This window comes from Trichocoleus desertorum ATA4-8-CV12 (assembly GCA_019358975.1).
Classification (GTDB): domain Bacteria; phylum Cyanobacteriota; class Cyanobacteriia; order FACHB-46; family FACHB-46; genus Trichocoleus; species Trichocoleus desertorum_A.
The window spans coordinates 18,774-45,099 of record JAHHIL010000003.1; the positions used below are offsets into that span (position 1 = coordinate 18,774).

The 26,326-nt window shown below is 48.9% G+C and carries 25 protein-coding genes and 1 tRNA gene; 15 read left to right on the forward strand and 11 right to left on the reverse strand.

What is annotated here, in order from left to right:
* Positions 1–206 precede the first annotated feature (206 nt).
* Complete coding sequence (gene ftsH2, locus KME12_04385; GenBank protein ID MBW4487008.1) at positions 207–2,093, forward strand: ATP-dependent zinc metalloprotease FtsH2; 1,887 nt, start codon at positions 207–209, stop codon at positions 2,091–2,093.
* Between the two features lie 59 nt (positions 2,094–2,152).
* Here ftsH2 and KME12_04390 read toward each other — a convergent pair whose 3' ends face one another.
* On the reverse strand, positions 2,153–2,458 hold the full coding sequence (locus KME12_04390; GenBank protein ID MBW4487009.1) for a hypothetical protein: 306 nt from the start codon (positions 2,456–2,458) through the stop codon (positions 2,153–2,155).
* Between the two features lie 136 nt (positions 2,459–2,594).
* Complete coding sequence (locus KME12_04395; protein MBW4487010.1) at positions 2,595–3,539, reverse strand: class I SAM-dependent methyltransferase; 945 nt, start codon at positions 3,537–3,539, stop codon at positions 2,595–2,597.
* A gap of 171 nt (positions 3,540–3,710) precedes the next feature.
* On the opposite strand from KME12_04395, the gene KME12_04400 reads away from it, so the two are divergent.
* The 4 genes from KME12_04400 (at position 3,711) to KME12_04415 (ending at position 7,265) form a co-directional block, all read left to right on the forward strand.
* Entirely contained in the window at positions 3,711–4,601 is an 891-nt protein-coding gene (locus tag KME12_04400; protein MBW4487011.1) for a hypothetical protein, read from the forward strand.
* Positions 4,602–4,687: 86 nt separating this feature from the next.
* Positions 4,688–5,245, forward strand: coding sequence for a G/U mismatch-specific DNA glycosylase (mug, locus tag KME12_04405; protein ID MBW4487012.1), 558 nt, complete (start codon positions 4,688–4,690; stop codon positions 5,243–5,245).
* Positions 5,246–5,509: 264 nt separating this feature from the next.
* A complete protein-coding gene (locus tag KME12_04410) occupies positions 5,510–6,919 on the forward strand; it encodes a hypothetical protein (GenBank protein ID MBW4487013.1) in 1,410 nt (469 codons plus the stop codon).
* Between the two features lie 133 nt (positions 6,920–7,052).
* On the forward strand, positions 7,053–7,265 hold the full coding sequence (locus tag KME12_04415; GenBank protein ID MBW4487014.1) for a type II toxin-antitoxin system HicB family antitoxin: 213 nt from the start codon (positions 7,053–7,055) through the stop codon (positions 7,263–7,265).
* Between the two features lie 105 nt (positions 7,266–7,370).
* Here the strand turns inward: KME12_04415 and KME12_04420 are convergent, their stop codons facing one another.
* The 3 genes from KME12_04420 to KME12_04430 form a co-directional block, all read right to left on the reverse strand.
* The gene (locus tag KME12_04420; GenBank protein ID MBW4487015.1) at positions 7,371–9,068 is read right to left on the reverse strand and encodes a protein kinase; all 1,698 of its coding nucleotides are present in this window, start codon (positions 9,066–9,068) and stop codon (positions 7,371–7,373) included.
* Positions 9,069–9,237: 169 nt separating this feature from the next.
* On the reverse strand, positions 9,238–11,394 hold the full coding sequence (locus KME12_04425) for a BamA/TamA family outer membrane protein (protein ID MBW4487016.1): 2,157 nt from the start codon (positions 11,392–11,394) through the stop codon (positions 9,238–9,240).
* Positions 11,395–11,862: 468 nt separating this feature from the next.
* On the reverse strand, positions 11,863–12,384 hold the full coding sequence (locus tag KME12_04430; protein ID MBW4487017.1) for a DUF2062 domain-containing protein: 522 nt from the start codon (positions 12,382–12,384) through the stop codon (positions 11,863–11,865).
* Positions 12,385–12,653: 269 nt separating this feature from the next.
* Here KME12_04430 and KME12_04435 point away from each other — a divergent pair.
* Positions 12,654–12,735: transfer RNA gene (locus tag KME12_04435), tRNA-Leu, on the forward strand.
* Between the two features lie 88 nt (positions 12,736–12,823).
* Positions 12,824–13,075, forward strand: a complete 252-nt coding sequence (locus KME12_04440) for a type II toxin-antitoxin system ParD family antitoxin (GenBank protein MBW4487018.1) — start codon at positions 12,824–12,826, stop codon at positions 13,073–13,075.
* 15 nt (positions 13,076–13,090) lie between these two features.
* Here KME12_04440 and KME12_04445 read toward each other — a convergent pair whose 3' ends face one another.
* The 3 genes from KME12_04445 to KME12_04455 form a co-directional block, all read right to left on the reverse strand.
* Positions 13,091–13,381 carry a type II toxin-antitoxin system RelE/ParE family toxin gene (locus KME12_04445; GenBank protein ID MBW4487019.1) on the reverse strand — a complete coding sequence of 97 codons (291 nt, stop codon included), beginning with the start codon at positions 13,379–13,381 and terminating at the stop codon, positions 13,091–13,093.
* Positions 13,378–13,671 carry a hypothetical protein gene (locus KME12_04450; GenBank protein ID MBW4487020.1) on the reverse strand — a complete coding sequence of 98 codons (294 nt, stop codon included), beginning with the start codon at positions 13,669–13,671 and terminating at the stop codon, positions 13,378–13,380. The genes KME12_04445 and KME12_04450 overlap by 4 nt, the downstream gene beginning before the upstream one ends.
* Positions 13,672–13,804: 133 nt before the next feature.
* The gene (locus KME12_04455) at positions 13,805–16,447 is read right to left on the reverse strand and encodes a CPBP family intramembrane metalloprotease (GenBank protein ID MBW4487021.1); all 2,643 of its coding nucleotides are present in this window, start codon (positions 16,445–16,447) and stop codon (positions 13,805–13,807) included.
* A 398-nt stretch (positions 16,448–16,845) separates the two neighbouring features.
* On the opposite strand from KME12_04455, the gene KME12_04460 reads away from it, so the two are divergent.
* Positions 16,846–18,222, forward strand: a complete 1,377-nt coding sequence (locus KME12_04460) for a glycoside hydrolase 100 family protein (GenBank protein MBW4487022.1) — start codon at positions 16,846–16,848, stop codon at positions 18,220–18,222.
* A gap of 71 nt (positions 18,223–18,293) precedes the next feature.
* Here the strand turns inward: KME12_04460 and KME12_04465 are convergent, their stop codons facing one another.
* From KME12_04465 to KME12_04475, 3 genes are read right to left on the reverse strand one after another with little or no spacing between them, the layout of a single operon-like run.
* Positions 18,294–19,694: an NAD(P)(+) transhydrogenase (Re/Si-specific) subunit beta gene (locus KME12_04465; protein ID MBW4487023.1), complete on the reverse strand. Its 1,401-nt coding sequence runs from the start codon at positions 19,692–19,694 to the stop codon at positions 18,294–18,296.
* Positions 19,691–19,984 carry an NAD(P) transhydrogenase subunit alpha gene (locus tag KME12_04470; protein MBW4487024.1) on the reverse strand — a complete coding sequence of 98 codons (294 nt, stop codon included), beginning with the start codon at positions 19,982–19,984 and terminating at the stop codon, positions 19,691–19,693. The genes KME12_04465 and KME12_04470 overlap by 4 nt, the downstream gene beginning before the upstream one ends.
* Before the next feature lie 4 nt (positions 19,985–19,988).
* Positions 19,989–21,164 carry a Re/Si-specific NAD(P)(+) transhydrogenase subunit alpha gene (locus tag KME12_04475; protein MBW4487025.1) on the reverse strand — a complete coding sequence of 392 codons (1,176 nt, stop codon included), beginning with the start codon at positions 21,162–21,164 and terminating at the stop codon, positions 19,989–19,991.
* A 1,029-nt stretch (positions 21,165–22,193) separates the two neighbouring features.
* Here KME12_04475 and KME12_04480 point away from each other — a divergent pair.
* From KME12_04480 to KME12_04510, 7 genes are all read left to right on the forward strand, one after another.
* Entirely contained in the window at positions 22,194–22,727 is a 534-nt protein-coding gene (locus KME12_04480; protein ID MBW4487026.1) for a DUF2808 domain-containing protein, read from the forward strand.
* An 81-nt stretch (positions 22,728–22,808) separates the two neighbouring features.
* On the forward strand, positions 22,809–22,946 hold the full coding sequence (gene rpmH, locus KME12_04485; protein ID MBW4487027.1) for a 50S ribosomal protein L34: 138 nt from the start codon (positions 22,809–22,811) through the stop codon (positions 22,944–22,946).
* 41 nt (positions 22,947–22,987) lie between these two features.
* A complete protein-coding gene (rnpA, locus tag KME12_04490) occupies positions 22,988–23,362 on the forward strand; it encodes a ribonuclease P protein component (protein ID MBW4487028.1) in 375 nt (124 codons plus the stop codon).
* Complete coding sequence (locus tag KME12_04495; protein MBW4487029.1) at positions 23,362–23,760, forward strand: PH domain-containing protein; 399 nt, start codon at positions 23,362–23,364, stop codon at positions 23,758–23,760. Before rnpA ends, KME12_04495 begins: the two co-directional genes overlap by 1 nt.
* 230 nt (positions 23,761–23,990) lie before the next feature.
* The gene (gene yidC, locus KME12_04500) at positions 23,991–25,133 is read left to right on the forward strand and encodes a membrane protein insertase YidC (GenBank protein ID MBW4487030.1); all 1,143 of its coding nucleotides are present in this window, start codon (positions 23,991–23,993) and stop codon (positions 25,131–25,133) included.
* A 43-nt stretch (positions 25,134–25,176) separates the two neighbouring features.
* Entirely contained in the window at positions 25,177–25,704 is a 528-nt protein-coding gene (locus KME12_04505; protein ID MBW4487031.1) for an RNA-binding protein, read from the forward strand.
* A gap of 92 nt (positions 25,705–25,796) precedes the next feature.
* Positions 25,797–26,300 (forward strand): DUF177 domain-containing protein, encoded by a 504-nt coding sequence (locus KME12_04510; GenBank protein MBW4487032.1) that lies wholly within the window; start codon positions 25,797–25,799, stop codon positions 26,298–26,300.
* The last annotated feature ends 26 nt before the right edge of the window (positions 26,301–26,326 follow it).

The window sequence follows — 26,326 nt, forward strand, 5'->3', positions numbered from 1 at the left end:
GCTCCAATCCTGATAATTAAGTTAAATTTGATTAAGAATCTGTTCTAACCGCTCCTGAGCAAGTTCCTGCAAAACTGAGCTTGTTAGATATGAAACGAAGGGAAATTTATTTATCGACCCTTGATTCAAAAACTTATTCTGCGGGTGAGATGACTCGCTCACGCCGAATCTAGCTGTTGTGCTCCGTATATAGAGGCCACTAACTTATGAAATTGTCTTGGAAAACAGTGCTGCTGTGGGCACTGCCCGCTGTGGTCATCGGTTTCTTCTTTTGGCAAGGCGCTTTTGCTCCCACTCCAGTAGATATGAGCAGCAATGCGGCGAGTACCCGCATGACCTACGGTCGCTTTCTGGAATATTTAGACACAGGTCGAGTCACAAGTGTTGACCTCTATGAAGGAGGACGGACAGCAATTGTAGAAGCGGTTGATCCAGAATTAGACAACCGGGTGCAGCGGCTGAGAGTAGACCTACCTGGTAACGCTCCAGAACTGATTTCCCGCCTTAGAAACGACAAAATCAGTTTTGATGTGCATCCGCCTCGCAATGATGGTGCCATCTGGGGCCTATTGGGAAACCTAGTCTTCCCCATCTTGCTCATCGCTGGACTCTTCTTCTTGTTCCGTCGCTCTAACAACGTGCCAGGTGGTCCGGGCCAAGCCATGAACTTTGGCAAGTCTCGGGCTCGTTTCCAAATGGAAGCTAAAACTGGCGTCATGTTCGATGACGTAGCAGGCGTGGAAGAAGCCAAGGAAGAACTCCAAGAAGTAGTAACCTTCCTGAAAAAGCCAGAGCGCTTCACGGCAGTTGGAGCCCGCATTCCTAAGGGTGTACTGCTAGTTGGCCCTCCGGGAACTGGTAAAACCCTATTGGCTAAAGCGATCGCGGGGGAAGCGGGAGTGCCATTCTTCAGCATCTCTGGTTCTGAGTTCGTTGAAATGTTTGTCGGTGTGGGTGCGTCTCGCGTCCGTGACCTGTTCAAGAAAGCGAAAGAAAATGCGCCTTGCATCATCTTTATCGATGAAATTGACGCAGTGGGTCGGCAACGGGGCGCAGGCATCGGCGGCGGCAACGATGAGCGGGAGCAAACCCTCAACCAGTTGCTCACTGAGATGGATGGCTTTGAAGGCAACACTGGCATCATCATCATCGCGGCCACCAACCGTCCTGATGTCTTAGACTCGGCGCTGTTGCGTCCCGGTCGCTTTGATCGTCAAGTCACGGTAGATGCTCCCGACATCAAAGGGCGCGTAGAAATTCTGCAAGTGCATGCCCGCAACAAGAAGTTATCTGACGAAGTTTCGATCGATTTGGTGGCTCGTCGGACTCCTGGCTTCACAGGCGCAGACTTGGCAAACTTACTGAATGAGGCTGCTATCCTAACCGCGCGTCGCCGTAAAGAAGCGATCACCATGCTAGAAATCGATGCCGCAGTCGATCGCGTGGTGGCTGGGATGGAAGGCACTCCTCTGGTCGATAGCAAGAGCAAGCGCTTGATTGCTTATCACGAAATTGGTCATGCGGTGATTGGCACCTTGGTCAAGGCTCATGACCCTGTGCAAAAGGTTACTTTGATCCCCCGTGGACAAGCTCAGGGCTTAACCTGGTTCACCCCTAGCGAAGAGCAAGGCTTGATTTCTAAAGCGCAACTGATGGCTCGCATCATGGGTGCTCTAGGCGGTCGGGCGGCTGAGGAAGTGATCTTCGGTGACTCTGAGATAACCACTGGAGCGGGCAATGACCTGCAACAAGTCAGCGGCATGGCGCGACAAATGGTGACTCGGTTCGGAATGTCTGACTTAGGGCCTTTGTGCCTCGAAAGCCAATCGGGCGAAGTGTTCTTGGGCCGCGACTTGATGACTCGCTCGGAGTTCTCCGACGAAATTTCGTCTCGGATCGATGGTCAAGTCCGCTCGATTGTGGAGCACTGCTACGATGAGTCTCGCCGCATCATCCGCGAGAACCGCACTGTAGTCGATCGCCTAGTGGATCTCTTAATCGAGAAAGAAACCATTGACGGCGACGAGTTCCGTCAGATTGTGGCCGAGTACACCGTCGTACCTGAAAAAGAACAGTACGTACCTCAGCTCTAATTTCTAAAAGCAAAAAATTCTGAATATGGGGGATGGTGGAAACCGTCCCCTTTTTTGTTCTAGACAAACTCGATCGATTCGTAATATCGACAGTCCTGACAAGGGCCAATCGGATTCACGGCACAACGAATGTGAGGCGATCGCGCATTGAACCGACAGGTAATATCCCCTGTGAGAAACCCAATGCCTTCCACATACTGTTGCTCACCCGAAGCTCGCTGGATGGTCTGCATACCTCGTCGTTCGGCTGCTGCCATTGCCGCTCTTAGTCGGCTCTGGGCACGTGTTGCAGCTCGCCGCATGAAGCACAGCGATAAGAGGGGAGGTAGCAAACCTAGAATGACCACAAAGATAGTTTCGATCATGCAGCTCACCTTGCTACAGGCATGATGCGATCGCCAAACCATACGGCCCTAAGACCAGCATGATTGACAAGCCCTACTTATCTCAATCCTAGTGAATTCAGCAGGCAAGTGTCCAGCTAACGCAAAACCTCGTAAGCTAAGCCTTTTGAGCCACGATGGTACGGTGGCGGGGGCTATTGGAAGTAATGGTGGGTGGATGGAAGCCCGCTTCGACGAGCGCCTTTTCTATATCCAAAGCGAAGTATTGATCGAGATAAGGCTCAGTGCTTTTGAGCAACGTCAAAATGTAGGGTGGCATCTTGGCGTAGATCTCGGACTGGGGGTTCATGTCCATGATCGTCAAGTGCCCACCGGGACGCAAAACTCGGCTTGCTTCTCGGAAAATTGCGATCGCCGCACTTTGAGGCAGTTCATGAAACACCAAGCAAGCCGAAACCAAATCGAATGAGGCCTCGGGTAAGCCTGTGTCTTCGGCTTTAGCATGAACCCAATCAATCGGAGCTTGGTGTTGTTGGGCTTTGTAGCGAGCAACCGCCAAGAAGTAAGGGGACAACTCCAGACCCGTTACCTTTGCCTGAGGATAGGTCTCTTGTAGTGCGAACGTGCTCATGCCGACACTACATCCCAAATCCAGAATATCCTTTGGGTCCGCGAGAATCTCGGCTTTCAACACGTTGTGGTAGCTCTGGCGCAGCTTAGCATCACCTTGCGCTCCTGCTTCTGGCCAAATTCGAGCATGGACTGCGTGCGCTGCCACCTCAACTTCCGTCGCAGGCTCCCATCCCATATTGCCTTCTTCGTAAGCGTGGAACGAGGTCAGGTAATAGTCTGGGTAAGTCAGGTTAGGATTCTGAACTTGCGCTAAGTCTGCCTCCCACTCTGGCGAAAATTCGGCAGTGCCACCTCGCGCTTTGAGAATTTGCACCTCTTTTGGCCAATAAACTCCAATGGTTTCAGCCCGCTTAATCATCATGTTGCGAGCACGGTTCTTGGCTAGTTTGGCCAAGGGTTTAATGGAAAGTACTCCATTTACCAAGCGAGAAGCTAAGCGGGGAGCAGTCTTGGCAGCAGTGGCAGTCATAGAGTGATGTTAAAACACAGCTTTCAACAAGCTCAATTATCGCAAACTCCCTGCCTGAGAAGGCGCAGCTTTACGAACTTCAACTTATAAGTGGCGAGCTAGCGGCGATCGCACAAGGCACAATTGAAGAGTTGCTTGTCTCGTTTCTGCTGTCTCATTTCTGCTGAACTCATGCCTGACGCTGCCACCTGGATTCCTCAACTCACCAATGATGGCTCTTTCACTTTCTTTTCTGAGGAATTTAACGAGACCTTTCATAGTAGTCAGGGAGCCAAGGCAGAAGCATTTCTCAAATTCGCTAAAGCCACTGATTTAGTGGAGAAGGCGCAGCAAGGACGAGTACGATTACTTGATGTCTGCTACGGACTTGGCTACAACACGGCGGCAGCGCTAGAAACGATTTGGACCGCCAACGCAGATTGCCAAGTAGAAGTCTATGGGCTGGAGCTGGATGCCACGGTTCCCCAAGCCGCGATCGCGCCTCCCTTAATAGAGTCTTGGTCTCCTACGGTGCAAACGATTTTGATTGCCTTGGCTAAGGAACATGAATATAAGAGCGATCGCTTGCACGCCAAAATATTGCTCGGAGATGCGCGACAAACCATTCAATCACTAGCAGCATCTCAATTTCAAGCTGATGCTATTTTCTTCGACCCCTTTTCTCCCCGTCGTTGCCCCCAGTTGTGGACAGTAGAGTTCTATACCCAAGTTGTGGGTTGTTTAGCTCCGACCGGAAAGTTAGCCACCTACTCGCGATCGGCTTCCGTGCGATCGGCGATGCAAGCGGCAGGGTTATGTATTGGCACCATTCCTCTCAGCGAGGAAGCAGTTTACGAATCGCATGAATGGTCTCAAGGAACGATAGGCAGTTTTAATTCTGAAACTCTGCATCCCCTATCGCAAATGGAGCAAGAACATCTGCAAACTAGAGCCGCCATTCCTCTGCGTGATCCTGATTTGAGCAATCGCGCCGAAACTATTTTGCAGCGACAAAAAGATGAACAATCACAATCTCAACGAGAATCCACTTCCAGTTGGCGACGACGTTGGGGCATCAAGTAGGGGCGAAGCATTTGCTCAGGATTGTTCTTACTTCCTTCAACGTGTTGCTACAAATGCTTCGCCCCTTCAGTTATTGGTGATAATTAATGGCCTCTCTACGCAGACCAACCAAAGCAGAAATCCAAGGGGCGATCGGCAAAACAATGATTGATGTCATCGCGCCTGATCTCAAGGTGCTGTTTTGTGGCATCAATCCCAGCTTCTACAGCGCTGTGGTGGGTCATCATTTCGCGCGTCCTGGCAATCGCTTTTGGCCGACTTTACATATGGCTGGCTTCTGCGATCGCCTATTTGACCCTGCCGAGGATCGTGACCTGCTCAAACTCGGCTACGGCATCACCAACGTAGTCGATCGCGCTACCGCTACAGCCGATGAGTTATCCAAGCAAGAACTATTGATCGGCGGTCAAAATCTAGCAACCAAGGTAGAACAATATCGCCCACGCTGCTTAGCCGTGTTAGGAATTGGCGCATATCGTACTGCCTTCAGCAAACCCAAAGCTGTAGTCGGACGACAAGAAGAAACCCTCCACAACGCGATCGTCTGGGTATTGCCGAACCCCAGTGGTTTAAATACTCATTATCAACTCAAAGATTTAGCTGAGGTCTTTCGAGAATTGTTAGTTGCAATCAAAAATTTCTGATCACAACATGAATGAGAGAAGAGCGATTACCTTAAAACAAAACAGCAATAGGAATTGTAGAAATGATGGTAATTCACAGAAACCATCTGTCTAGCCACTTTGCTTAAGGAGGATAAGTAGAGCCTTCCAACCTGCTCCATAGTTGGGCCGCTTCATATCGGTGTAAACAATGTATGTTGAGGTTATGTCTTAGTTGTTCAAGCAGGAGATTGGGCTAGAATTCATTTGCTACACAAAGTTTTAAAGGAACCTAGGTAGGGCTTGATGAGGATAGGTAAGCACATAAAGTTAAGTAGACAAGCAGAACTTTTAGAATCAGAGCTTGAAAGCCTAAAACATAGTATATGGGAAATTGATTGCTCACAAGTAACTATTAAAAGCCGTTCACCTCAAAATCCATCTATTTTTAATGGCTCTGGTTTCCTTAAACAAGTACTTAGCCATCAACTCACCTTTAAGGTGTATGCAAATGCTGAGGGCTATGTTTCGACAAACAGAAATCTTCGACTAGGAGAAACAATTCCGGAAGAGACTTATTACGACTTAACTGCTCTAGACTTCAGAGGTAGACTATGGCATTGCGAACGGATACTCATTAATATTGATAGATCTGCTTCAGGAGATTTTGTCATTCAAGGAATTATTCCAAGGATTACCTGTGAGGGAAATATTCCGCAAGAAGTGAAGTGCGAAGGTAGCAGCTTGGAAATAAGAGTCTTTGACAATATAAATATTCCTCGTAATGAAAGAACTTTAATTAGAAAATCAGTTGCAAGAGGAGTCCAATCATCAGAATCCATGTCGCGTAACGCTTGGAGTTTTAAATGCTGCAAGCTAAATTTTCTTTTGGTTAAGGAAGACAAAAAGCTTTTAGTCATTAATATAGCCTCCAGTCAAGAGAATATCCCAGAGTATCTTAGGGAACGTATTCTTGAGACATTACAATTTATTCTAGGTTATCCAATTAATTGGGCAACTTCATACAAACGTGTTGGGCATATAACAGAAGTTACTCTATGCAGTCCTAGGCAACGGTCACTCAGCTCTCGCTTTCAGCCCCCTTTCATACTCGGTGGATATTTCATCAATGAAGCTCAGGTTTTTCGCTGCCTCTTTACAAAATATCTACAACATATAATTAACTACGATCAACCTCTTCATCCACTGTGGGCACAATTGAACGCAATATATGAGGCAAGTAGTGGAATGTTCATTGATGCTCATGCACTAACTCTAACAGTTGCAATCGAGAGTATAATATCCAGTGAGTTTCCTCATCTTGGCAAATTAACTAAAAAAGAGAAAAATACTATTCAAAAAGCTTTGAAATACATTGAAGAGTGGACTGACAATACAGGAATAAAAGACCGTATTAAAGGATCAATTAATGCAATGCACCAGCCTCGTGTGGGAGATAGGATGAGAGCCTTGGAGAAGGCTGGTGCAATAACGAAAGCACAATCAAAGGCTTGGCAAAATCTCCGCAACAAAAGTGCTCATTCCTACCAAGCTCATAGTTCAGAAAGCTCTAAATTTGTTGATCTCATTTTTCAGATAAATGTTCTTTTCTATCATCTCATTTTTTATACTATTGGCTATAAGGGGCCATATATGGATGTTAGTGAAGTTGGTTTTCCAATTAAGCAGTATCCATCCCCCAACGATACAAAATAGTTTGGCGGCATCAATCCATAATTCTGATGCAGCAGATTGACAGAGGCTCGTTGTAGTGTTGTGCAGTTTGCGCCAAACGATGACTAAAATCCCTAGAAACAGAGCGATCGCTTAGAGAAAAGCAATAGCCAATATGCAAGTTAAGTACGAACTAATTATTTACTGGAGCGAAGTCGATCAGGCCTTCATCGTCGAAGTGCCCGAATTGCTTGGTTGTGTGGCAGATGGTGAAACCTACCAGGAAGCAGTGCAAAACGTCGAAGTTGTGATTCACGAATGGCTTGAAACTTCGCAAGAGCTAGGACGACCCATTCCGGAACCTAAAGGTCGATTGTTATTTGCCTAATGGTTGGTCTATGCGCTCAAACGGATATTGGTTGATTTGGCGATCGCTCTAGGGAATCAGTATCTAGTTAGGTGGTAGAGAGCACGCCGTAATGCAGCGATCGCCTCAATGCAAATCTGCATCCCACACCCCGATGTAAATCCGATCGCGATCATCTCGCTGGATCACACCCTTTACCCCATTGCGCTCGAATGAATATTGACTGGTTTGGCGATCGCGCACTTGTTTTAAGGCCGCTTCAATCTCCTCACTAGACCCGCCGCTGAGCATGCCATTTAGCGCTACCCGCATCACCAACGGATCAGATGAGGGAGGAAACGACACCTCTGTTTGCCGCACTCGATTCGAGTCGCGATCGTAGATGTAGCCCAGATTTACGCCATTGCCCAAATCATACAAAGCCGAGCGAGTATTGGGCCAATAGCCCGTCTGGAGGCTAGCAGGTGCTCCTAACACTTGTTCCACTTCACTTTTGGAGCTGCCCGTGGGAATTCCGGGTACGGGTTGGTTGCTTGGAATTGTGGAAGTGCGATCGCCCGTCTCATTTCTTGTTGGTTTCTCCTTAGGTTGATCCGCTGGTTCCTCAAAATTAATCGGTGGAGAAGGCTCTATTACTGGCGTTGGGGTAACAGTAGGCGAAGCTTCTAGCGGGGGAGGCTCAGAAGGTGTGATGCTAGGTGTAGGAGAGAGAGCAGGGGTAGGTGTGGGTGTCACCTCTGGGCTAGGGGAGGCACTGGAAGTCACAGTCATTTCTGTCGCAGGTTGGCGAGACTTCAGCGCCACTGTTCCTAACGCCACCGCAGCCACAGTCGCGATCGCCACGCCTCCTAGGAGCAAAGGTAGAGGCACACCAGTTCGCCTATCGGGAATCATCGCATTCGTGCGATCGCCTACTGGAGTAGGTTGGGGTGATACCACCGGATTTCGGGGAGCCACTGCTACTGTCGCCACAGTCTGAGTTGCTGCTACAGGTGCTGCGGGTGTCGTGGGTGCCGCCTCTGGTAGCATCGCCAGCCATTCATCAATCGTTGCAGGACGATAATGCACTTCCACCGCCATCCCTCGCATCACCGCTTGGTTTACTGCTGGGCTGAGTTCAGGGCGGAGATCTCGCGGGGCAGGCATTTGTTGGCGATCGCGCAAAATCGATGCGACCGGAATTTGAGCGGTCAATAGAGCATACAAAGTTGCTGCCAACCCATACACATCTGTGGCTGGAGTACGCTTTTCATGAGAAACATATTGCTCAATCGGCGCATAACCCGACGAAATCATGCTCGTATGAGTTTGGGCCACACCGGGAGTAAACTCTCGCGCAATGCCAAAATCAATCAGCACCACTTCTTGAGTGCCTTGGCGCAGAATAATGTTTTGGGGTTTGATATCTCGGTGCAGCAACCCATTGCGGTGTACCACTTTCAGAGCGTCACCAATCTGCCGCATGTAGTGAATCGCGATCGCCTCTGACAAAGGATGATCTGGAAAAACCACAGCCTCTAGCGTGGAGCCAGGGATGTAGTCCATCACCATGTAGGAGCGGTCATCCTCGATAAAAAAGTCGCTCAGCCGCACAATATTGGGATGCACACACAATGCCAATCGCCGAGCTTCATCCTGAAACTTAAGCTCAAACTCGGCATAGTTTGGTTGCTGGCGCATCCCTTCATTCAGGGTTTTGATCACCACAGGTTGCCCCAAATAGCGATGGATGGCCTTGAACGTAATGCCAAAGCCACCCCGCCCTAGTTCTTGCTCTAGGGTATATTTGCCACCCTGTAAGGTTTTGCCGAGGAGTGTGTCCATGTTGTTAGCGGTTAGCAGCTATTATTCTGACCTAACCCCCTAACCCCCTTCCCTACAAGGGAATGGAGAACTTAAAAGCCACTCTGCGCTTCGGGGAGGGGTTGGGGAGGGGTTAGCCAATTGCCAACAGCCAACCCCTTTTCGTTCACTCTAGCTTAGAACTGCTAGCTTAGAACCGCTGCCCTAGACCGAACTGGAGGCGATCGTCTCCTTGATCGTTGATACCGTAATCAGCCCGAATGATGCCCAGAGGCGACTTAACTCGCACTCCCAGCCCATAGCCAAATCCTGTACCTGGTTTCTCCCGCACCGCCCCTGGATCGCCAGGAACCGTATTGCCAGAGCCTAAATCGGAGGCAAAGTCCGCAAACACTACTCCACTCACAGGCGATGACAAGATGGGAATGCGGTACTCCGCGGAGGCTAAAACATAGCTGCGACCCGTAGCAACTTCCCCTTGGCCGTAACCCCGTACTGTATTCGGGCCACCTAAGTTGAAAGCATTGTAGGGAGGCAGATCACCAATTGTGGTTCCTCCTTGCAAGTTGAAGGCAAAGACTTCTGGCTCTTTCTCGCTAGAGTTGATGATGCGAGTTGGGACATACTGCGTGTAGTTTGCTTGCAGCCGATTCGAGAGAATATTGCCCTGTCCTACAGGAACCGATTGAGCGGTGCTGAGGGTCAACACTGAACCATCGGTTGGGTTCACAGGATTGTTGCGGCGATCGCGCGTGGCTCCAAACGAAACCGTCGTCAGATCATCAATGCCTGTACCGCTGAAGGAAAGAGGATTGCCAAGTTCATCTACTGGGGAAATATTGCCTTCGCTGTCCCGGATGCTGGTGCGAGTATAGTTCAGCCCCGCCGAACCTTGCCAATCTCCCAACGGTCTTTGGAGCGTGACACCACCCCCAAACTTACCTTCGCGAACTTTGTCGCCGTTGGGTAGCCCAATATCTTCGTTAAACGTGGAGGAAAGACCTCGTTTGCGGAAGGTATCTACTTGATAACCAATCTTGTCAGGTTGGCTGGCACGGTAAGGACTCTTGAAGTTGGCATCAAACTGCACATCTCGGCGACCCACCAGCACATTACCGCCAACACTTTGGCCCACGCCGCCAATGTTTTGGTCTTGGTAGTTGACGGTGCCATAAAGCCCACTGTCTTCGCTGTAGCCAGCCCCCACGTTTACGGCTCTGGGCGAACGCTCTGTAAGATTGTAGGTGACATCCACCTGCCGAGAATCACCATCTAACGTAATTTCGGCATTATCAAACAAGCCCAGTTGGTAGAGGCGCTGTAAATCTTGCCGTACCACGTCTTCTCGGAAGGCTTGTCCTGGCTGCAACTGGATTTCTCGTCTCAGAAATGATTCCTGAGTTCTACCCTGAATCGTTTTGCCTTCTTCATCGACGGTTTCTCCCTGGGTATTCACAAAGAGGAAGTTGATTTTACCAACCGTTCCTTCCGCTACTTCTAGAGTAACGACCCCGTTTTGGCTGGGTTCAATGGCAATGACCCTGGCTAGAGAGTAACCATTTTTCTTGTACCACTCATTAACATTGCGTCCCGCTTGGTCGAGGGCGGCGGGACTCGCTGGAGCACCTAACTGAGCAGCAAATAATTCTTGGGCGATCGCGGGAGTGAGGACTTTGGCCCCAGTCAGTTGCAGCGATCGCACCACCACTGGCGTGACTTGATAGGTGACATCCAAGCCCGAAGGGTTACTACGGCTGCTGACCCTCGCAGTGGCAAATAGCCCTGTACTCAAAATTCGGCTCACATCATCTTGCAATTGGCTTTGGCTCGTGTTTCCACCTGTGCGAGTGCGAATCACATTTTGGATGATTCGTTGCAGGTCTTCGTTGGCTCCTAGGATTTGCACATCCGTGGCAGTGACGACCAGATCGCCATTGGTAGCGGGTGGTGTGGTTGTGCGATTGGGCGTAGCGGCAACTTGAGGCTTAGGAGCGATCGCATTAGAGCCCGTAGTTTTTGGAGTAGAGGGCGTGGGGAAGGCGGCAGGCTGAGTCGGAGGTTGAATGGGCGCAGTTGGGACTACGACAGCGGGTTGATATTGTTGGTAGTACTGAGCGCTGTCGCTCACCTGGGTCGTATTGTCTGAAAACTGCTGAGCGACTAGAGTTTCTGGGGGGGCGATCGCTTCTACCGTCGTGGGCGCAGTGGTTTCAGCAGGAACGACAAAGTTGCTGGCTGTGGGCTGTGGGGCGACGGCTTTCGGTGCCTGACCAGCGCTCGCTTGGTGAGTTAAATCCCAGGCCGCCACAGCAGCTAGGGTACAAAGTGCAAGAGTTGGGACACGCATAACAGTCACTTCGTTTGTCAATCTGGGTTTAATGAGTCACAACAGGCTTTTCTCGCCATACCTACAACAACATTTGCTTACTAATGAATTGGGTTCAGTGCCAACACTGCCCTCTATTCTGCCTTGACCTTTGCTTAACCTTGGCGGAGCAAGCTCTCAATTGATATAAGGTTGCAGAAATACATTAATTACTTTATTAACTGTTAAAAAACTCAAACAAGTCCCATGATTTAGCAATATGCTAAACCTCCACACCACAAAATTAAGTTTGAACAGCAAATGTTGTCTAGTAACCTGAGCAAGCAGGAGTTGCAGCCATGACCGCCGCCATTGAGTATCTGGCAACGTGATTGGCTTTGTTCACTTTGACTGCAACTCAGCTCATCAGGTTCCAGGCTGCTGCAATTGGCCTTGGGTTAGCTCTACAACTGGCTACAAACTACAACCTACTGTTCTGTGATCTAGAATTCAATGAAATTGCGAGCGATCGCGATACTGCAAATGCTTGTAAAAACGGGCCTTGCGCCGCTTTAATCGGCGGGCTAGATTGCGCCGCTGAATCTCATCAATAACTGGAATACCCACAAGATAACTGACCACCCCAAAAGCCAACCCGATGATTAAACAACCCATCAAGTAGCTGGTGAAGAAGTCGCCACCCAGTTCCAAAACTGTATCGAGCGATCGCAAGTTTTCGGTTGGTAAGTCTTCCCACTCCCGTCCTAGCACCGACTGCCCCACATGAAAGTTAAACGCAGTCAACGGTAGAGTGGTCAAAGGATTGCTAAACCAAGTCCCTGCCGCCGCCGCCAGTTTGCTGCCACGAAGCACAGCGGCACTTACGACTGCGATCGCCATTTGCAGTCCAGGGAGCGGAAACATCCCCCAAAAAATGCCCAAAGCAAAACCCCGTGAGATCTGCTCAGGTGTTGCTTGCAACCGGATGAACCTTAGGTAGAGATAACGGAGCCCCCGTTGCCACTGCTTCATGACTTAATTTGTTCCTATGTCCCTAAACAAAAATTACACGGGACTAGATCAATATTCCGTATCTCCTAGGGAGATTGTCCTCTCTAGTTATAAGTTATGGAAATTTGACGGCTCTTTGCTCCTTCTCCAGGGGGAAAGCCGATCCCCAGCCTGCTGAGAATCTCAATCGGGGCGATCGCCCCTAATTGCCAGCTCCAATTTCAATATTTATTCGCTACCAGTAGTTGATTTTCGTTTTGCTCTGCTATCATAGTTAAGCTAGATAACAGGCGGATGTGGCGGAATTGGCAGACGCGCTAGATTTAGGTTCTAGTTCCTCACGGAGTGAAGGTTCAAGTCCTTTCATCCGCATCTAAACTAAAGATTAAAGGATCTCCTGACTACGTCATTGAATGATTGTGAGACAGGAGATTTTAGTCTTTTGAGGTTGCAATCATCAATGGTGAATATCTCACTTCCAGACCAAATTCAATCATTCTTAGATCAGCAAGCAACCGCCGCTGGTTTCGATACGGCTAGCGAGTACGTCTATCACCTGATTCTGCAAGAGCAGGAGCGGCTTAGCCAGCAAGAGCAGGTCGAAGGGCTACTACTAAAAGGCATTGATAGTGGAGAGCCAATTGAAGCAACGGATGACTGGTGGCAGCAGAAGCGTCAGGAACTCGTCGAGCGATATGAGCACCTAGCTTAGTAGTAGCAGTTGGGATTACGAGAATTGGTTTTCAATGTCTCTTGATTGATGCAGAATCCTCATAATTTCAACACCATCCAAGATTTTTGTATAGAAGATAATGTAGGACTTAAGCGGAAAGCTTTTTAAGTTGGGGAGCAAATTATCGCGCTGCCTACCCATATCAGGAAACTGAGCCAGCATTGGAAATCGGTTAAGGATTTGAGCAACTTGCTGGTCGGCTAAAATTTCATCTTGTTGGGCAAGGTATATCCAGATATCCTCTAAATCTTGCTCTGCCTGCTTAGAGAGGCGATAGCGATTCATTCAACTGGCTCCTGTTGCAATCTCAGCTTGCCGCGAGTCCTAATAGTGTCTAGCAAGCTGGGTAACGATGCGTCATCGTATTCCGTGTAATCGCCGCCTCTTAGTTGTTCTGCACCAATTGCAATATCTTGTTGCAAGGCTTGTTGCTTTATTTTCAATTCCTCTTCTGAAAACTGAGAGTGTTGAATTTTTTGCTCTAGCAGTCGGCGTTCTTCAGCGGTCAGAGACAGAATAATTTGAGCAAGAGAATCAATCAATTTGGAGTTAATTGGAGTAGTAGATTGGCTCATCGTGAAAGCTCTTGAGCAGTTGCCCTTATTGTAACCAAAGGGGCGATCGCCCTAAATTTTCCAAATACCGTGGAGATTTGACGTTTGAATCCGGAACGGCAAGCAAAGTTGAGGCCAACTCCAAGCTATTGCTTTATGGTTGCGATCGCTTCTCTAGATCAGAACTGGAAAGCTTTGAGCTGCTTGATGGAGCTAGATTGAGTTTTTGGTGTCCACCTAACCCGATCAGCCAAACGACTACAACCACCCAATGAACAAAAGCGATCGCCCACAAAGAGCCTGTCACCCCATAGGCCAGTGTACAAGTCAGCCCTAGTAAGCCTGTCAAAATCAGAAAAATAGGATCGAGAAAGGTAGTTGCACCAGCCTTATACAGAGTTTTGCCGTTGAGCGGGTGATAGAGGATGAATAGCAGTAAACTCAGTGTTGCCCAGCCAGTCCAGATATACCAAGCCACCCCCACTGTGGGATGGGGAAGTAGCAATACTCGGAAGCCTAACTCCTCTAATAGCGCTGGTGTGAGTAATGCTCTTAGGGTCAACAAAAAGTAGCTGAGCCAGTTGGCAGGCCAAGGGTTGACTTGTAGAAAACCAGAGGCAAAGCCTAGAGGTAAAGCGATCGCTCCGTAAAGGAACAGCAACCCTACTGTAATCAGCCAACCTCGTAGATCAGAAGGATTCAGAGCACTTAAAACCCGACTGAGCAAAATAGAAGCGATCGGAGCTTTTGCAACTGGAACGGTTAGCTGGCCTAATAAGGCAGTAGGTGCAACGGGGACAATATCTGGGTTCCAGCCGCCTACTTGATTCGTGCGGAGAAACCAGAGCTGTGCCCCGTGTTGCAAGAACAAGTTAGCCAATTCATCTTGGGCTTGTCGGGGAATCATGGTTCGCCAACTGGTCAGCCCTGCTAATGCGTCACGGCTACTCGTAAAGCCTGGTCGAGAACTGGTTCCCGCTAAAGCAGTTGCGTTTTGTTGCCAATCCGATCGCAAAATCCCTAGTGGAATCAGCTGCTGTTCGAGATCTTTGGCTAAGGATACGAGCCGCTGAAACTTTAGGGTTTGCTCGTCGTTAGGATGCGCGGCTAGCCAACTTTGAATCGCTGGATTGGAACTGACTTGCTGCTTGATATGCAGAATCGTGGCATAAAGGGCTTGGTTAGAGTCTTGCACGCAAGAGGTTGCAGGCGTTACGGTAGCGCTCCCTGTGCCGTCTCCCACTCGATACCGCGCCATCATTACCTGTAACTGTTGCTGAAATTCTCGTAGGGGCGAGAGCGTAATGCCACCGAAGTCATAGTCTCGCAGCACTGGGTCAAATTTCACTAGGACATCTGAAACAGGCCGAGTTCCCAGCCAACCCCACTGCAAATTGCCCATGTAGTTCGGCCAGGTCGTGGTGCCCGAAATAATGGCATTGGGATTGTGAGCGTAAACCTGCTGATACTGAACAGCAAACTGTAACTCTTGGGTCAACGGTTCACGAACGACCTCGGCTAGCCCATAGGAAAAGTGGCCCGTGACCGTATAACCTAGGGCCGCTTCTGCTTTTCTGCCACCAATGCCGCCAAAAGCATGTAGAACGATCGCGCGATCGCCCAACTTCCACTTGAAAGGGATTGCTTTGGCCTTCGCGACGGTTGAGCCAGGTTTAACTAAAACTTTCCGAAGAGTGCCTTTCTGCGTTTCAACCTTCTGCCAGTTTTGCTGGTTGATGTAAGTTAATCCTGAGGGATGGCCTAAAACGACTCGCTCTGGCTGCAACTGTACTAGCGATCGCGGCTGAATCGCTTGCACCACAAAAGCCCCTTCAGCACTTTTGGCCCCATAAATGTACCAACCTGCTTTTCCGGCGGGGGATGTTTCGATGTGGCGAGGAGTTGAGGGCGCAATGCCGCTACGTCCAGCCAGTTGTTGTGGGATGCGGACCGTTTCTAAAACTCCATCAAATTTTTTAGAAACTGAATTGTAGTGTTGAACGCGAAAAAACTCATGAGCGCAGAAAGGAGGTTTTGGGCAGAGGCTGAGCGCTGCTTGCTTACCCGCCTGGTCATCTAGGCCCAAAATTTTTACCAATCCGTAGAAGCGTCCCGTTGCTAGAACAGGTTCTTGACTAATTTGGAGAATGCTGGAAGAACTGCCTGCTGGGAGGACGATGACATCCTTGAGCGTGACGATGACATCATCATTGGGTCTGGCTCCAGCTAGAGACTGCAATGGCCCTACATCTTTGTGACCATTCAGGCGATCGGGATGGACATTGCCCTGCTGTTTACTGGTCTCGGTCCTAGCCGTAAAGCTGACATTTTGCGTGACGGCTTGCACATAAGCTTGAACTTCTGGTCGGGGACTCCATTCCAACCGGGCAACTTTCCCAACTAAGCTTTGCGCTTCGCTGGGTGCGTGCTGCACTTCTATCCAGACCCAATCTGAGGCAGCACTTGCTGGATTAAGTTGTGACTGCTGATCATTTGATAGCTTTGGATCAGATAGGTTCGGGTCAGACAGGTTTTGGCTAGGCAAGATCAGCCGACCCACCCAATCCCCTACAGGTTGATAGAGATTGGCGGGTAGTTTTTGGCTCAGAGGATAAAACTGGGGTTGGTTGAAGCTTAACTGCGACTGGATTCCGTAGTCAGTTGACTGGAACGCTGACTTGGGTTTAGGCACAAGCAGTAAGCAGGCGATCGCAGTCAATGCCACTAACAAAACAAAAACGCCTAACTGGTATCTCCCGCTCTGGCCTAACTTTCGTTTGATGTTTTGTAGAGCCATTTTGTTGCAGCCGTAATGTTGTGCTTTGGTCGTGGCTATGGTTAAAGCACTTGGTTTAAAGCATTGTTCCCATCTGCTGACTATGCACCGCTAGCTTCATCCCCCATACCAATCCTTTAAACAAACAGCTAGAGCATTTTTCCTGGTACAACCTATAGATTCTGCTCAATGCCAGAGCTTTATTGATGCGATCGCTTTCCTAGGTTAGAAGCCAAGCATTTTGAGTTGCGTTAAGTTGAGACAGCGCTCTACAAATCAAAAACTCTTAAAATTACACTCAACTCTGCTTAAGCAGCTTAGTAATAGCGCTATTCACAAGTTTTATGGAAATGTAGACAAAGTAATCGGCGAGGGGTGGAACTTTGGGCAAAGCAACTCTAGAACAACAAGCATCAGAAGTGGCCAAATCAGCGCTCGACCAACAGGCATGGGAAGCCCTAGAACAGTCCATTATTTATTACCAAGACCGTCCTGTAGGTACAGTGGCGGCCCGCGATCCAGAACTCACAGCCCTTAATTACGATCAGTGCTTCATTCGTGACTTTGTTTCTTCTGCCCTCGTCTTCCTGATCAGGGGCAGAACCGACATTGTTCGCAATTTCCTAGAAGAAACCCTCAAGCTGCAACCTAAGAAACGCCAGTTTGACTGCTCCAAACCAGGCCGTGGCTTGATGCCAGCCAGCTTCAAGGTTGAGTCATCCCACGGGCACGAACGGCTCAAGGCAGATTTTGGGGAACATGCGATCGCTAGGGTTGCTCCGGTTGACTCTTGCCTATGGTGGCTAATTTTGCTCCGGGCTTATTTCAAAGCTACCCACGACGAAGAATTAGTCAGTCGAGAAGATTTCCAGCAAGGGATTCGGCTGATTGTTGAGCTTTGCCTGGTCGCTCGGTTCGATATGTACCCCACACTGCTGGTTCCAGACGGCGCTTGCATGATTGATCGTCGAATGGGGCTTTATGGTCACCCGCTAGAAATTCAATCTCTGTTTTATGCCGCGTTGCGCTCTGCCCAAGAGTTGTTGCTGCCTACCAAGCACAATCGATATTTCATCGACGCGGTCAACTCTCGCTTGGAGCCAGTCACTAAGCACATCCGCGAAAACTACTGGCTCGACACCCACCGCCTCAACGTCATTTACCGCTACAAGGTAGAAGAGTATGGCGAGCAGGCTCTCAACCAGTTCAATATCTACTCCGATTCCATTCCGTTCTATCAACTCACCGAGTGGCTACCCACAGAAGGGGGCTACTTAGCAGGCAACCTCGGCCCCTCCCAAATTGACTGCCGTTTCTTTGCCGTGGGCAACCTGATGGCTGTACTTTCTGGCCTGTCGAGCAAGAAGCAATCTCAAGGAATTTTGCAGCTCATCGAATCCCGTTGGGAAGATCTAGTTGGAGACATGCCGATGAAGCTTTGTTATCCAGCCCTAGAAGATCAAGGCTGGAAAATTCTCACTGGATGTGACCCCAAAAATCGACCTTGGTCTTATCACAATGGCGGCAGTTGGCCCGTTTTACTTTGGATGTTGGCAGCAGCAGCCCAGAAGGCAGGTCGGCCAGAAATTGGCAAACAAGCCCTCAAAATTGCCGAGGATCGCTTAGCTGAGGACGAATGGCCCGAATATTATGACGGCAAAAACGGGCGGCTGATTGGTAAAGAAGCCAGAAGATACCAAACCTGGACGATCGCGGGTTATTTACTCGCCAAAGAGATCATTCAGAAACCCAGCAACCTCTCGCTCATTTGTTTCGAGGAATTGGAGTTTGCTTAAAGCTCTATAAAATAAAAAAGAAAGAGGGATACAAGTGCTGTACCCCTCTTCTTACGTTTAAAGTCTCTAACTTAGAGTTGTTTCACTTCCGAAACCAACTTGTCTACCACTTCTTTGGCACCGCCAAACATCATCATCGTTTTGTCCTTGTAGAACAAATCGTTATCAACTCCCGCAAAGCCCGTGCTCATTCCCCGCTTAATCACAATTGTGTGTAGTGCCTTGTCTACTTCTAAAATGGGCATACCGTAGATCGGGCTGCTAGCATTATCCCGTGCCGCTGGATTCACGACATCGTTGGCTCCAATTACCAAGGCCACATCCGTGCGATCGAGGTCTGGGTTAATGTCTTCCATGTCGCAGAGCTGGGGGTAAGGCACATTCGCTTCGGCTAGCAACACATTCATGTGACCAGGCATCCGACCCGCTACCGGATGGATGGCGTACTTCACAGTCACATTCAGTCTTTCCAATTGGTCAGCCAGCTCTCGGACTGAGTGTTGAGCTTGAGCAACTGCCATGCCATATCCCGGTACAATCACCACTGAGCGAGCATAGCCCAGCATCATTGCGCCTTCTTCTGGGTCGATGGAGTGAATCACTTTGTCGCCCTGAGCGCCTTCGGCTGTAGTTGCAGCAACACCACTGCCAAAAGCACTGAACAGCACATTAGTGAGGGATCGGTTCATCGCCTTACACATAATCTGGGTCAAAATGATCCCAGAGGCACCGACTAAAGCACCCGCGATGATCAGCATGTTGTTACCCAGGATGAACCCTGCCGCACTAGCCGCCAAGCCAGAGTAAGAGTTCAGTAGCGAAATGACGACTGGCGTATCTGCTCCCCCAATCGGGATCACAAATAGCACACCCAAAAGTAAGGAAATGCCAACCAATCCTAGAAAGATAGAAGCGTTGTGAGGTTCAACTATTAGGTAGGCACTGCCTGCCAAAAAGATCAGCAAGAGCGAGAGGTTAAAAGGCTGTTGGAACCCGAAGGTAATAGGGGCACCGGGCATAATGCCTTGCAACTTGGCGAAAGCAACCAAACTACCCGTGAGTGTTACCCCGCCAATTAGCACTCCTAAAATGGTGGTGATTGTGGCTTCTAGGGGCACTGCGGCGGCGGTGCCAAGTAGCCGCCAAAATTCAGCGATCGCGACTAGAGCCGAGGCAGCACCACCCAACCCATTGAGCAGACCCACCATCTGGGGCATTTCGGTCATGGCGACTCTTTGGGCCGCGATCGCGCCGATCACAGAGCCAGCAGCGATCCCCAACAAAATCATTTCGTAGTTGAGGACGTTGCGATCGAGCAAGGTAACAACGATGGCGATTAACATCCCAACTGCCGCGATCGTGTTGCCTTGGCGAGCTGTAGCGGGTGATCCCAAACGCTTCAGACCAATAATGAATAGAGAAGAGGCAATTAAGTAGCTCAGTTCGATGCCAGTAGAACCAAAGTAGCTCATGCCTTCACCTCTTTTTTCTTAAACATTTGCAGCATCCGGTCTGTAACTAGAAAGCCACCGACAACGTTGATTGTTGCCAGAACGATGGCAATCAAGCCCAAAATGACGCTTAGGTTCGAATCTCTAGGGCCAGCTACTAGAAGTGCACCAATCACAGCGATCCCAGAGATGGCATTAGAGCCAGACATCAGGGGTGTATGGAGCGTGGGCGGTACTTTGTTGATCACTTCCACCCCTATAAAAGAGGCAAGGACAAAAACGACGAGTCCTGCAATTAATCCTGCTGCCATTACGTTAGTGGCTCCTTTCCATTATTTGTTCGTTTGCTGCTGCCAAGGCATCCTTAATCCGCTGGTTGCGAATTTCTCCCGCATGGGTGATGCAAGCCGCATCGATAATGTCGTCAGCAAAGTTCAGATTTAGCACTTGGTCTTTCACCAGATGCTGCACTAAGGTCAAGACGTTCTTGGCATACATTTGGCTGGCGTGAATAGGCACCGAAGAAGGCAGGTTGATGGGGCCAATTACAGTCACACCATTTACTAGTACGTCCTTTCCTGGCTTCGTACAGGCGCAGTTGCCGCCTTGCTCTGCTGCTAAATCCACGATCACTGAGCCTGGTTTCATTTGAGCCACCATTTCTTCAGTGACGAGCAGGGGTGCTTTTCTGCCAGGAACTTGAGCGGTGGTAATCACAGCATCGGCGGTCTTGACATGCTCAGCAACTACTTCACGCGATCGCTGTTTAGCGGCCTCAGAAATTTCTTTGGCGTATCCACCTGCCGCTACCGTATCTTCTTCGATCGGGACTTCGACAAATTTTGCCCCTAAGCTTTGCACTTCTTCCTTAACCGCAGGACGAATGTCAAATGCTTCTACCACAGCACCCAAACGACGAGCAGTGGCGATCGCTTGCAAACCTGCCACTCCCGCCCCCATGATAAACACCTTGGCAGGGGGGATCGTTCCCGCCGCTGTGGTCAACATAGGGAAGTACTTGGGTAAGGCAGCAGCAGCAATCAAAACAGCTTTATAGCCCGCCACACTCGCTTGAGACGACAAAGCATCCATACTTTGCGCTCGCGTGGTACGTGGAATCATTTCCATACTGAAAGCTGTCACTTTGCGATCTGCCAACCGTTGAGCTAAGGTCGGAGTCCCTAAGGGATCAAGGAAACCAATGACTACTTGGCCCTCTCGCAACAAATCGGCCTCATGCTGTCCATCCCCACGTTCTTGAAGCGGTGATACTTTCAGGAGCACGTCAGCCTCTCCCCAAAGAGCCGCTGTATCGCTCACAATTCTGGCTCCAGCGGCTTCGTAGATATCATCCGAGAAGCAAGCTCGTTCTCCAGCCCCCGCTTCAACCAAAACTTCTATTCCCTGCTTCACTAAACGAGCAACCGTATCTGGGATCAAGGCAACCCGACGCTCACCGACTTCACTTTCTTTAGCAACTGCTATTTTCATGAACTCTCCTTCGTAATCAATAACTCGCCACTTCTAGAAGCAGCAATTTAAGGTGGTGAAATTTTGACTTCTATACAGCCTGAATTTTGAGGCGGATCTCAGCTTTTAAGACAAAGTGAAATCTAGCCAGTATAAATTCATAGACGTAAATTCATTTCGAGCAAAGCAAAAATTATAGGAGGGCGATCGCTCACTTGCGCTTGTCAGAATACACATCAGGCATGAAGTGAATCTGTTCTATTACTAACATTAATAAAAACAAAGCTTTGAACGCTCTCTCAGCACCAAACCAACCATTTTAGCCAAGCTACATTTCTGACCAACGAATCGCCAAACCTTAACTTCCAAGTGTGATGCTGGTTGCAATAGCGCTCCTGCTATTATTCTCCCTTTCCCATCCAGCGATCGCGCCTTGTCCAAAGACAAGCTCTACTTCCTCTTGGCTAACTCGGCCATATTGTCCTAAGCAATCATGACAGATGGGGTCAGCTTGTAAATTGACTTGACTTACTCGACTTAAAAAAAACAATTCTAGGGATTCCCAGCTAAGCGTAGAGGTGTATTTCGCATAGTAGGTTGATCCCCAAAATCCGATAGGTATCTTTAACTTGTTTTAATAGATTTCAATATTTAAAGACACAACTTTGAAGACAGCATCAATGGAACCAAGTTCTTTGGTTGCAGCAAGCTGAGCCATTTTCTGCTAAATGTCCGCTCTCATCACCTAGGAGAAATTTTGCAACTTTTTTAGTCCTGTTTTAGGTCTGTAATTTAGATATGTCATGAGTTTTATGCATCATCTCATGCCTAAAATCCATGACCATCCAAGCTCATCAATTTAGTAACCTACGCTAGTACTTTTTGCCGACCTCATGAGCCTAAAGTTGGGTCTAGGTTCAGGCAGAGGGCACTTTTTAGTAGGCGTATCGTCACCCAGCTCAGGATGGAACTTGATCAATCCTGGTACAGTCAGTATTGGTGAAGTTTTGCAACTCAACGACTCAACCCTATTGTCCAACCACAAGGCTTATGTTCTCTAAAAAACTGACAGCTCGAAGCGCTTTTTCTACTCTCGCGATCGCAGGTTGCTTATTGGGTGCAATCCCTGCTGTCACGTTGGCTCAAAGCTTGCCTGGATTGACCATCTTTAGCGGCGTCAAGCCAGAATATCGGCTCAGCTACCGCTTGGACTTTGGGGGCCATACTAACGGTTGGGATCGCTACCGCCTCCGAGTTCCAGCCAAGAAAATGAAATTGGCAGTTGCCCAATTCAGTATTACCTATCCCGACTATTACAAAGGTAAATTCGATCAAAAAGACATGGAGATTCGGGTCAAAGGCAAGAGCGTACCCCTCCAAGAAGTCAATTGGAATAAAGAAAGTCGAGTTATTGAACTGATTCCTGAAGAACCCATTCCTGCTAACAGTGCAGTTGAGCTAGTCTTCTCTAACGTCAAAAATCCCTCTAGCCCTGGCATCTTTTATTTCAACTGTCAGATTCTATCTCCTGGAGATGTGCCGCTACTCCGTTACTTGGGCACTTGGGAAATGAGCATCAGCTAATCGAGCCAAATTCAGTGGTACGATGGTAGACTGTGGCTTTTTTCACGCTTATCGGTTAGCACGTTTGGAGCAACTTGGACTATGACTAAGCGAACTTTTGGCGGTACCTCTCGAAAAAGAAAAAGAACTTCCGGATTCCGGGCTCGTATGCGCACTAAAAATGGCCAGCGAGTCATCAAAGCCCGCAGACAAAAAGGCCGCCAACGTCTTGCAGTCTAGGCATTATTCATCTCAATTAACGGAGTGGCTCGAAGACTGACGTGTCCCTGCCCCAGTTAAATCGGCTCAAACGGCGACAAGATTTTAGCGCTGTCTATCAAGGTGGAATTCGTCGCTCAACCGCGCATCTAACCTTACGAGCCTTAAATAAACAAGGCCATTTCAACCATTCCAGCCACTCTCAAGTATTACCCACTCAAATTGGTATTTCTGTTAGTCAGAAAGTCAGTAAACGTGCCGTAGTACGCAACCGCATTAAGCGGCAGATTCGGGCTGCTCTGCGACAATTCTTGCCTAAGTTATCCTTGGGCTGGCAGCTGGTGGTTGTGGTACGTCCCGCAGCCATTCAGTGCGATTATCATCAAATTCTGCGAGAATTAGAGCAGTTGTTGGCAGATGCTGAGGTCTTACGATAATGGCGATTAATGAGGAAGCGTACTACGAGGGTGGTCCTCACATTGGCGATCTGATCATTAACCTGTTACTGGGATTCACCATTATTTGTATCCCCCTCAGTGTCGGAGCAATTGTTCGCGCTTTGTGGGTTCGCTATCGCATTACCAACCGTCGGATCTCTGTAACAGGGGGTTGGATGGGACGCGATCGCTCGGATATTATCTATTCCGAAATCGCCAAGGTGGTTACTGTACCTCGCGGACTGGGGGGCTGGGGCGATATGGTCATCACTCTCAAGGATGGCAGCCGTCTAGAGTTGCGATCGGTGCCTAAATTTAGAGAGGTCTACGATTACATCAATGAGAAGCTTTCCACCAGAGCTCAGCAAGCCAGTGGGGCGGTAGGTGCTAAATCTTAGCCCTTAACCCTCCTAAGCTAAGAACCTGAAAACCCTTTCTTACCAACAGCGCAGTCTTAGTCTTGACCATCCATTTTAGTCTTGATCAGCAATACGGTTGTTTGCGATCGCCTAGACTCGCCTCCTTTAGCCCTTAAAGGGCTTTATTTATGTCAATGCCTCTCCAGGCTGAATTAATATTAGATAGATTAGATTAGAACATTCAGAGCACGTAGGTTGACTTAGAGCGAATGGACTTCGGTGTAGGATTTCTCTCCAACAATGTCATGCTGCCAATCCTGGACTTTTTCTACGGGATTGTGCCTAGTTACGGTCTAGCCATCGTGGCTCTGACACTAGTGATTCGCTTTGCCCTCTATCCTCTCAGCGCTGGCTCGATCCGGAGTATGCGCCGAATGCGCGTAACTCAACCCGTAATGCAAAAGCGGGTCAAGGAAATTCAAGAGCGTTACAAAGACGATCCGGCTAAACAGCAGGAGGAAATGAGCAAAATTTACAAAGAGTTCGGCAACCCACTGGCAGGCTGCTTTCCCGTTTTAGTGCAAATGCCTGTGCTATTTGCGCTCTTTGCAACTCTGCGTGGTTCACCGTTCTCAGATATAAACTACAGCGTCAATTTACAGATCTTGCCTCAGGAGCAGATCACTCAAGTTCAGCCTCAAGCATTTGCAACTGCCCCTCAGAACATCTTTGTCGCTGACAAAATTCATGCGCCCGTTGTGGCTCTGCTTCCTGGTGGTAACCGCTTAGCAGTAGGCGAGAAAACCAAAGTTGAATTTCAAACGGTAGAAGGTAAGCCGCTCAGTAGCCTGCTAAAAGAGCATTCCGAAACTGAAATTCAACCTCGCTGGACAATTACTAAAGGCGAAGAGCAAGTTCGCATTGATGAGAATGGCAATTTAGAGGCTTTACAACCTGGGGAAGCCACTATTCAGGGGGTGGTTCCTGGTCTAGCAGCCGACAAAGGCTTTCTCTTCATTGATGCGCTAGGACGAGTAGGCGCAATGGATGCAGATGGCACGATCCACTGGGATATTGTCGGCATGGTGCTCTTCTTTGGCGTTAGCTTGTACATCAACCAGCTCTTGTCAGGTCAAGGGCCCAATTCCAACCCCCAACAGGCGACGATCAACAAGATTACGCCCATTCTCTTTTCTGGGATGTTCTTGTTCTTCCCACTGCCAGCGGGCGTTCTGATGTATATGCTGTTGGCTAACATCTTCCAGACCTTCCAAACCTTTATCCTGTCACGCGAACCCCTACCGGAAAATCTGCAGAAGATTGTGGATGAAGAAGCTAAAACTTCCGGTGGCACTAGTACAGATAGAGAATCCCTACCTTTTGAACCAGGGCGAGCTAAGAAAAAAGCCTAGTTCGATCAGTTAGGCAATTCACGTTCCGGAGGACAGTCGTCGCGTGCAACAAGGTCGAGAGTGGCTACAGGAGTTATTGAGATTAGTGGATCTGCCTGTAGATGTACAGGTTGCTGAGCAAGCATCCAGCAATTTGGGTTCTACAGAACCCACAACCAGTAACTCCCTAGAAGACAGAGCCAACTATTGGTTGACTATTGACGAAACAGGGCTGACTCCAGAGCAAATTCAACAACTGACGGGGACTAATGGTGCTGTTCTGGACGCGATTCAATATCTTGCCAACACTATTCTTAATTTAGGTCAGGCTGAAGACCAGCAAAAAGCCTATACGATCGAGTTGGCAGGATATCGCGCCCGTCGTCAAGCCGAGTTACAGTCTATGGCAGAGCAGGCAGCCGAGCAAGTTAGACAAACAGGCCAAGAGGTTGAAATGAAGGCGCTCTCTTCCGCTGAGCGTCGGCAGATTCATACATTTTTGAAGTCTTATCCCGACCTGGAAACTTATAGTCGGGGGCGAGAACCAGATCGGCGCTTGGTTGTGAAGCAGGCGCAGACAGAGACAAGCTAACTAAGCCTTCATCTACCGTTGCCCCGAAACTCAAAGCTATAAATTGCTAGGGTAGAGTAGCATCTCAACTTTTTGACTGGCACACAATCTGTATGGACGCCATTTATATTCCTCAGCTAACAAGAGCTCCTGAGCAGACAGAAGTTCTTGAGTTTAAAGAGTTTCTTCCCGATCTAGAAACCCTGACCCCCGTTCAAGGCCAACTCAAGGTGACTCATCGGGGCAACTATTTGGAAGTTTCAGCGCAAGCCGAGACTATCATCACTTTGGCTTGCCACCGTTGTCTGCAAAACTACAATCATCGCTTGGTAGTGAATACTTCCGAGCTGATTTGGTTGGATGAAGCAGCAAGTGATGCAGATGCGATCATTTTAGATCGCGAGGTGGGAATGGAAGATTTGGTAGAAAGCTTGTCTCCTCAAGGTTCTTTTGATACTGGCAAGTGGCTCTATGAGCAATTGTGTCTTGCAATTCCCCAGCGACAGCTCTGTGATGAAGCGTGTGCTGGTATCCAGCTTTCGGACTCACTCTCTACTTCAGGAACGGATCGTCGCTGGGCCTCTTTAGAAGCTTTGAAAAAACAGCTACCTTCTTGATGTCGTTGTCCTGAGTTGGGTCTTCC

Coding starts and splice junctions, on each gene's coding strand:
- ftsH2 (MBW4487008.1), top strand. CDS start 207: ATGAAATTGTCTTGGAAAACAGTGCTGCTGTGGGCACTGCCCGCTGTG.
- KME12_04390 (MBW4487009.1), bottom strand. CDS start 2,458: ATGATCGAAACTATCTTTGTGGTCATTCTAGGTTTGCTACCTCCCCTC.
- KME12_04395 (MBW4487010.1), bottom strand. CDS start 3,539: ATGACTGCCACTGCTGCCAAGACTGCTCCCCGCTTAGCTTCTCGCTTG.
- KME12_04400 (MBW4487011.1), top strand. CDS start 3,711: ATGCCTGACGCTGCCACCTGGATTCCTCAACTCACCAATGATGGCTCT.
- mug (MBW4487012.1), top strand. CDS start 4,688: ATGGCCTCTCTACGCAGACCAACCAAAGCAGAAATCCAAGGGGCGATC.
- KME12_04410 (MBW4487013.1), top strand. CDS start 5,510: ATGAGGATAGGTAAGCACATAAAGTTAAGTAGACAAGCAGAACTTTTA.
- KME12_04415 (MBW4487014.1), top strand. CDS start 7,053: ATGCAAGTTAAGTACGAACTAATTATTTACTGGAGCGAAGTCGATCAG.
- KME12_04420 (MBW4487015.1), bottom strand. CDS start 9,068: ATGGACACACTCCTCGGCAAAACCTTACAGGGTGGCAAATATACCCTA.
- KME12_04425 (MBW4487016.1), bottom strand. CDS start 11,394: ATGCGTGTCCCAACTCTTGCACTTTGTACCCTAGCTGCTGTGGCGGCC.
- KME12_04430 (MBW4487017.1), bottom strand. CDS start 12,384: ATGAAGCAGTGGCAACGGGGGCTCCGTTATCTCTACCTAAGGTTCATC.
- KME12_04440 (MBW4487018.1), top strand. CDS start 12,824: ATGGTGAATATCTCACTTCCAGACCAAATTCAATCATTCTTAGATCAG.
- KME12_04445 (MBW4487019.1), bottom strand. CDS start 13,381: ATGAATCGCTATCGCCTCTCTAAGCAGGCAGAGCAAGATTTAGAGGAT.
- KME12_04450 (MBW4487020.1), bottom strand. CDS start 13,671: ATGAGCCAATCTACTACTCCAATTAACTCCAAATTGATTGATTCTCTT.
- KME12_04455 (MBW4487021.1), bottom strand. CDS start 16,447: ATGGCTCTACAAAACATCAAACGAAAGTTAGGCCAGAGCGGGAGATAC.
- KME12_04465 (MBW4487023.1), bottom strand. CDS start 19,694: ATGAGCTACTTTGGTTCTACTGGCATCGAACTGAGCTACTTAATTGCC.
- KME12_04470 (MBW4487024.1), bottom strand. CDS start 19,984: ATGGCAGCAGGATTAATTGCAGGACTCGTCGTTTTTGTCCTTGCCTCT.
- KME12_04475 (MBW4487025.1), bottom strand. CDS start 21,164: ATGAAAATAGCAGTTGCTAAAGAAAGTGAAGTCGGTGAGCGTCGGGTT.
- KME12_04480 (MBW4487026.1), top strand. CDS start 22,194: ATGTTCTCTAAAAAACTGACAGCTCGAAGCGCTTTTTCTACTCTCGCG.
- rpmH (MBW4487027.1), top strand. CDS start 22,809: ATGACTAAGCGAACTTTTGGCGGTACCTCTCGAAAAAGAAAAAGAACT.
- KME12_04495 (MBW4487029.1), top strand. CDS start 23,362: ATGGCGATTAATGAGGAAGCGTACTACGAGGGTGGTCCTCACATTGGC.
- yidC (MBW4487030.1), top strand. CDS start 23,991: ATGGACTTCGGTGTAGGATTTCTCTCCAACAATGTCATGCTGCCAATC.
- KME12_04510 (MBW4487032.1), top strand. CDS start 25,797: ATGGACGCCATTTATATTCCTCAGCTAACAAGAGCTCCTGAGCAGACA.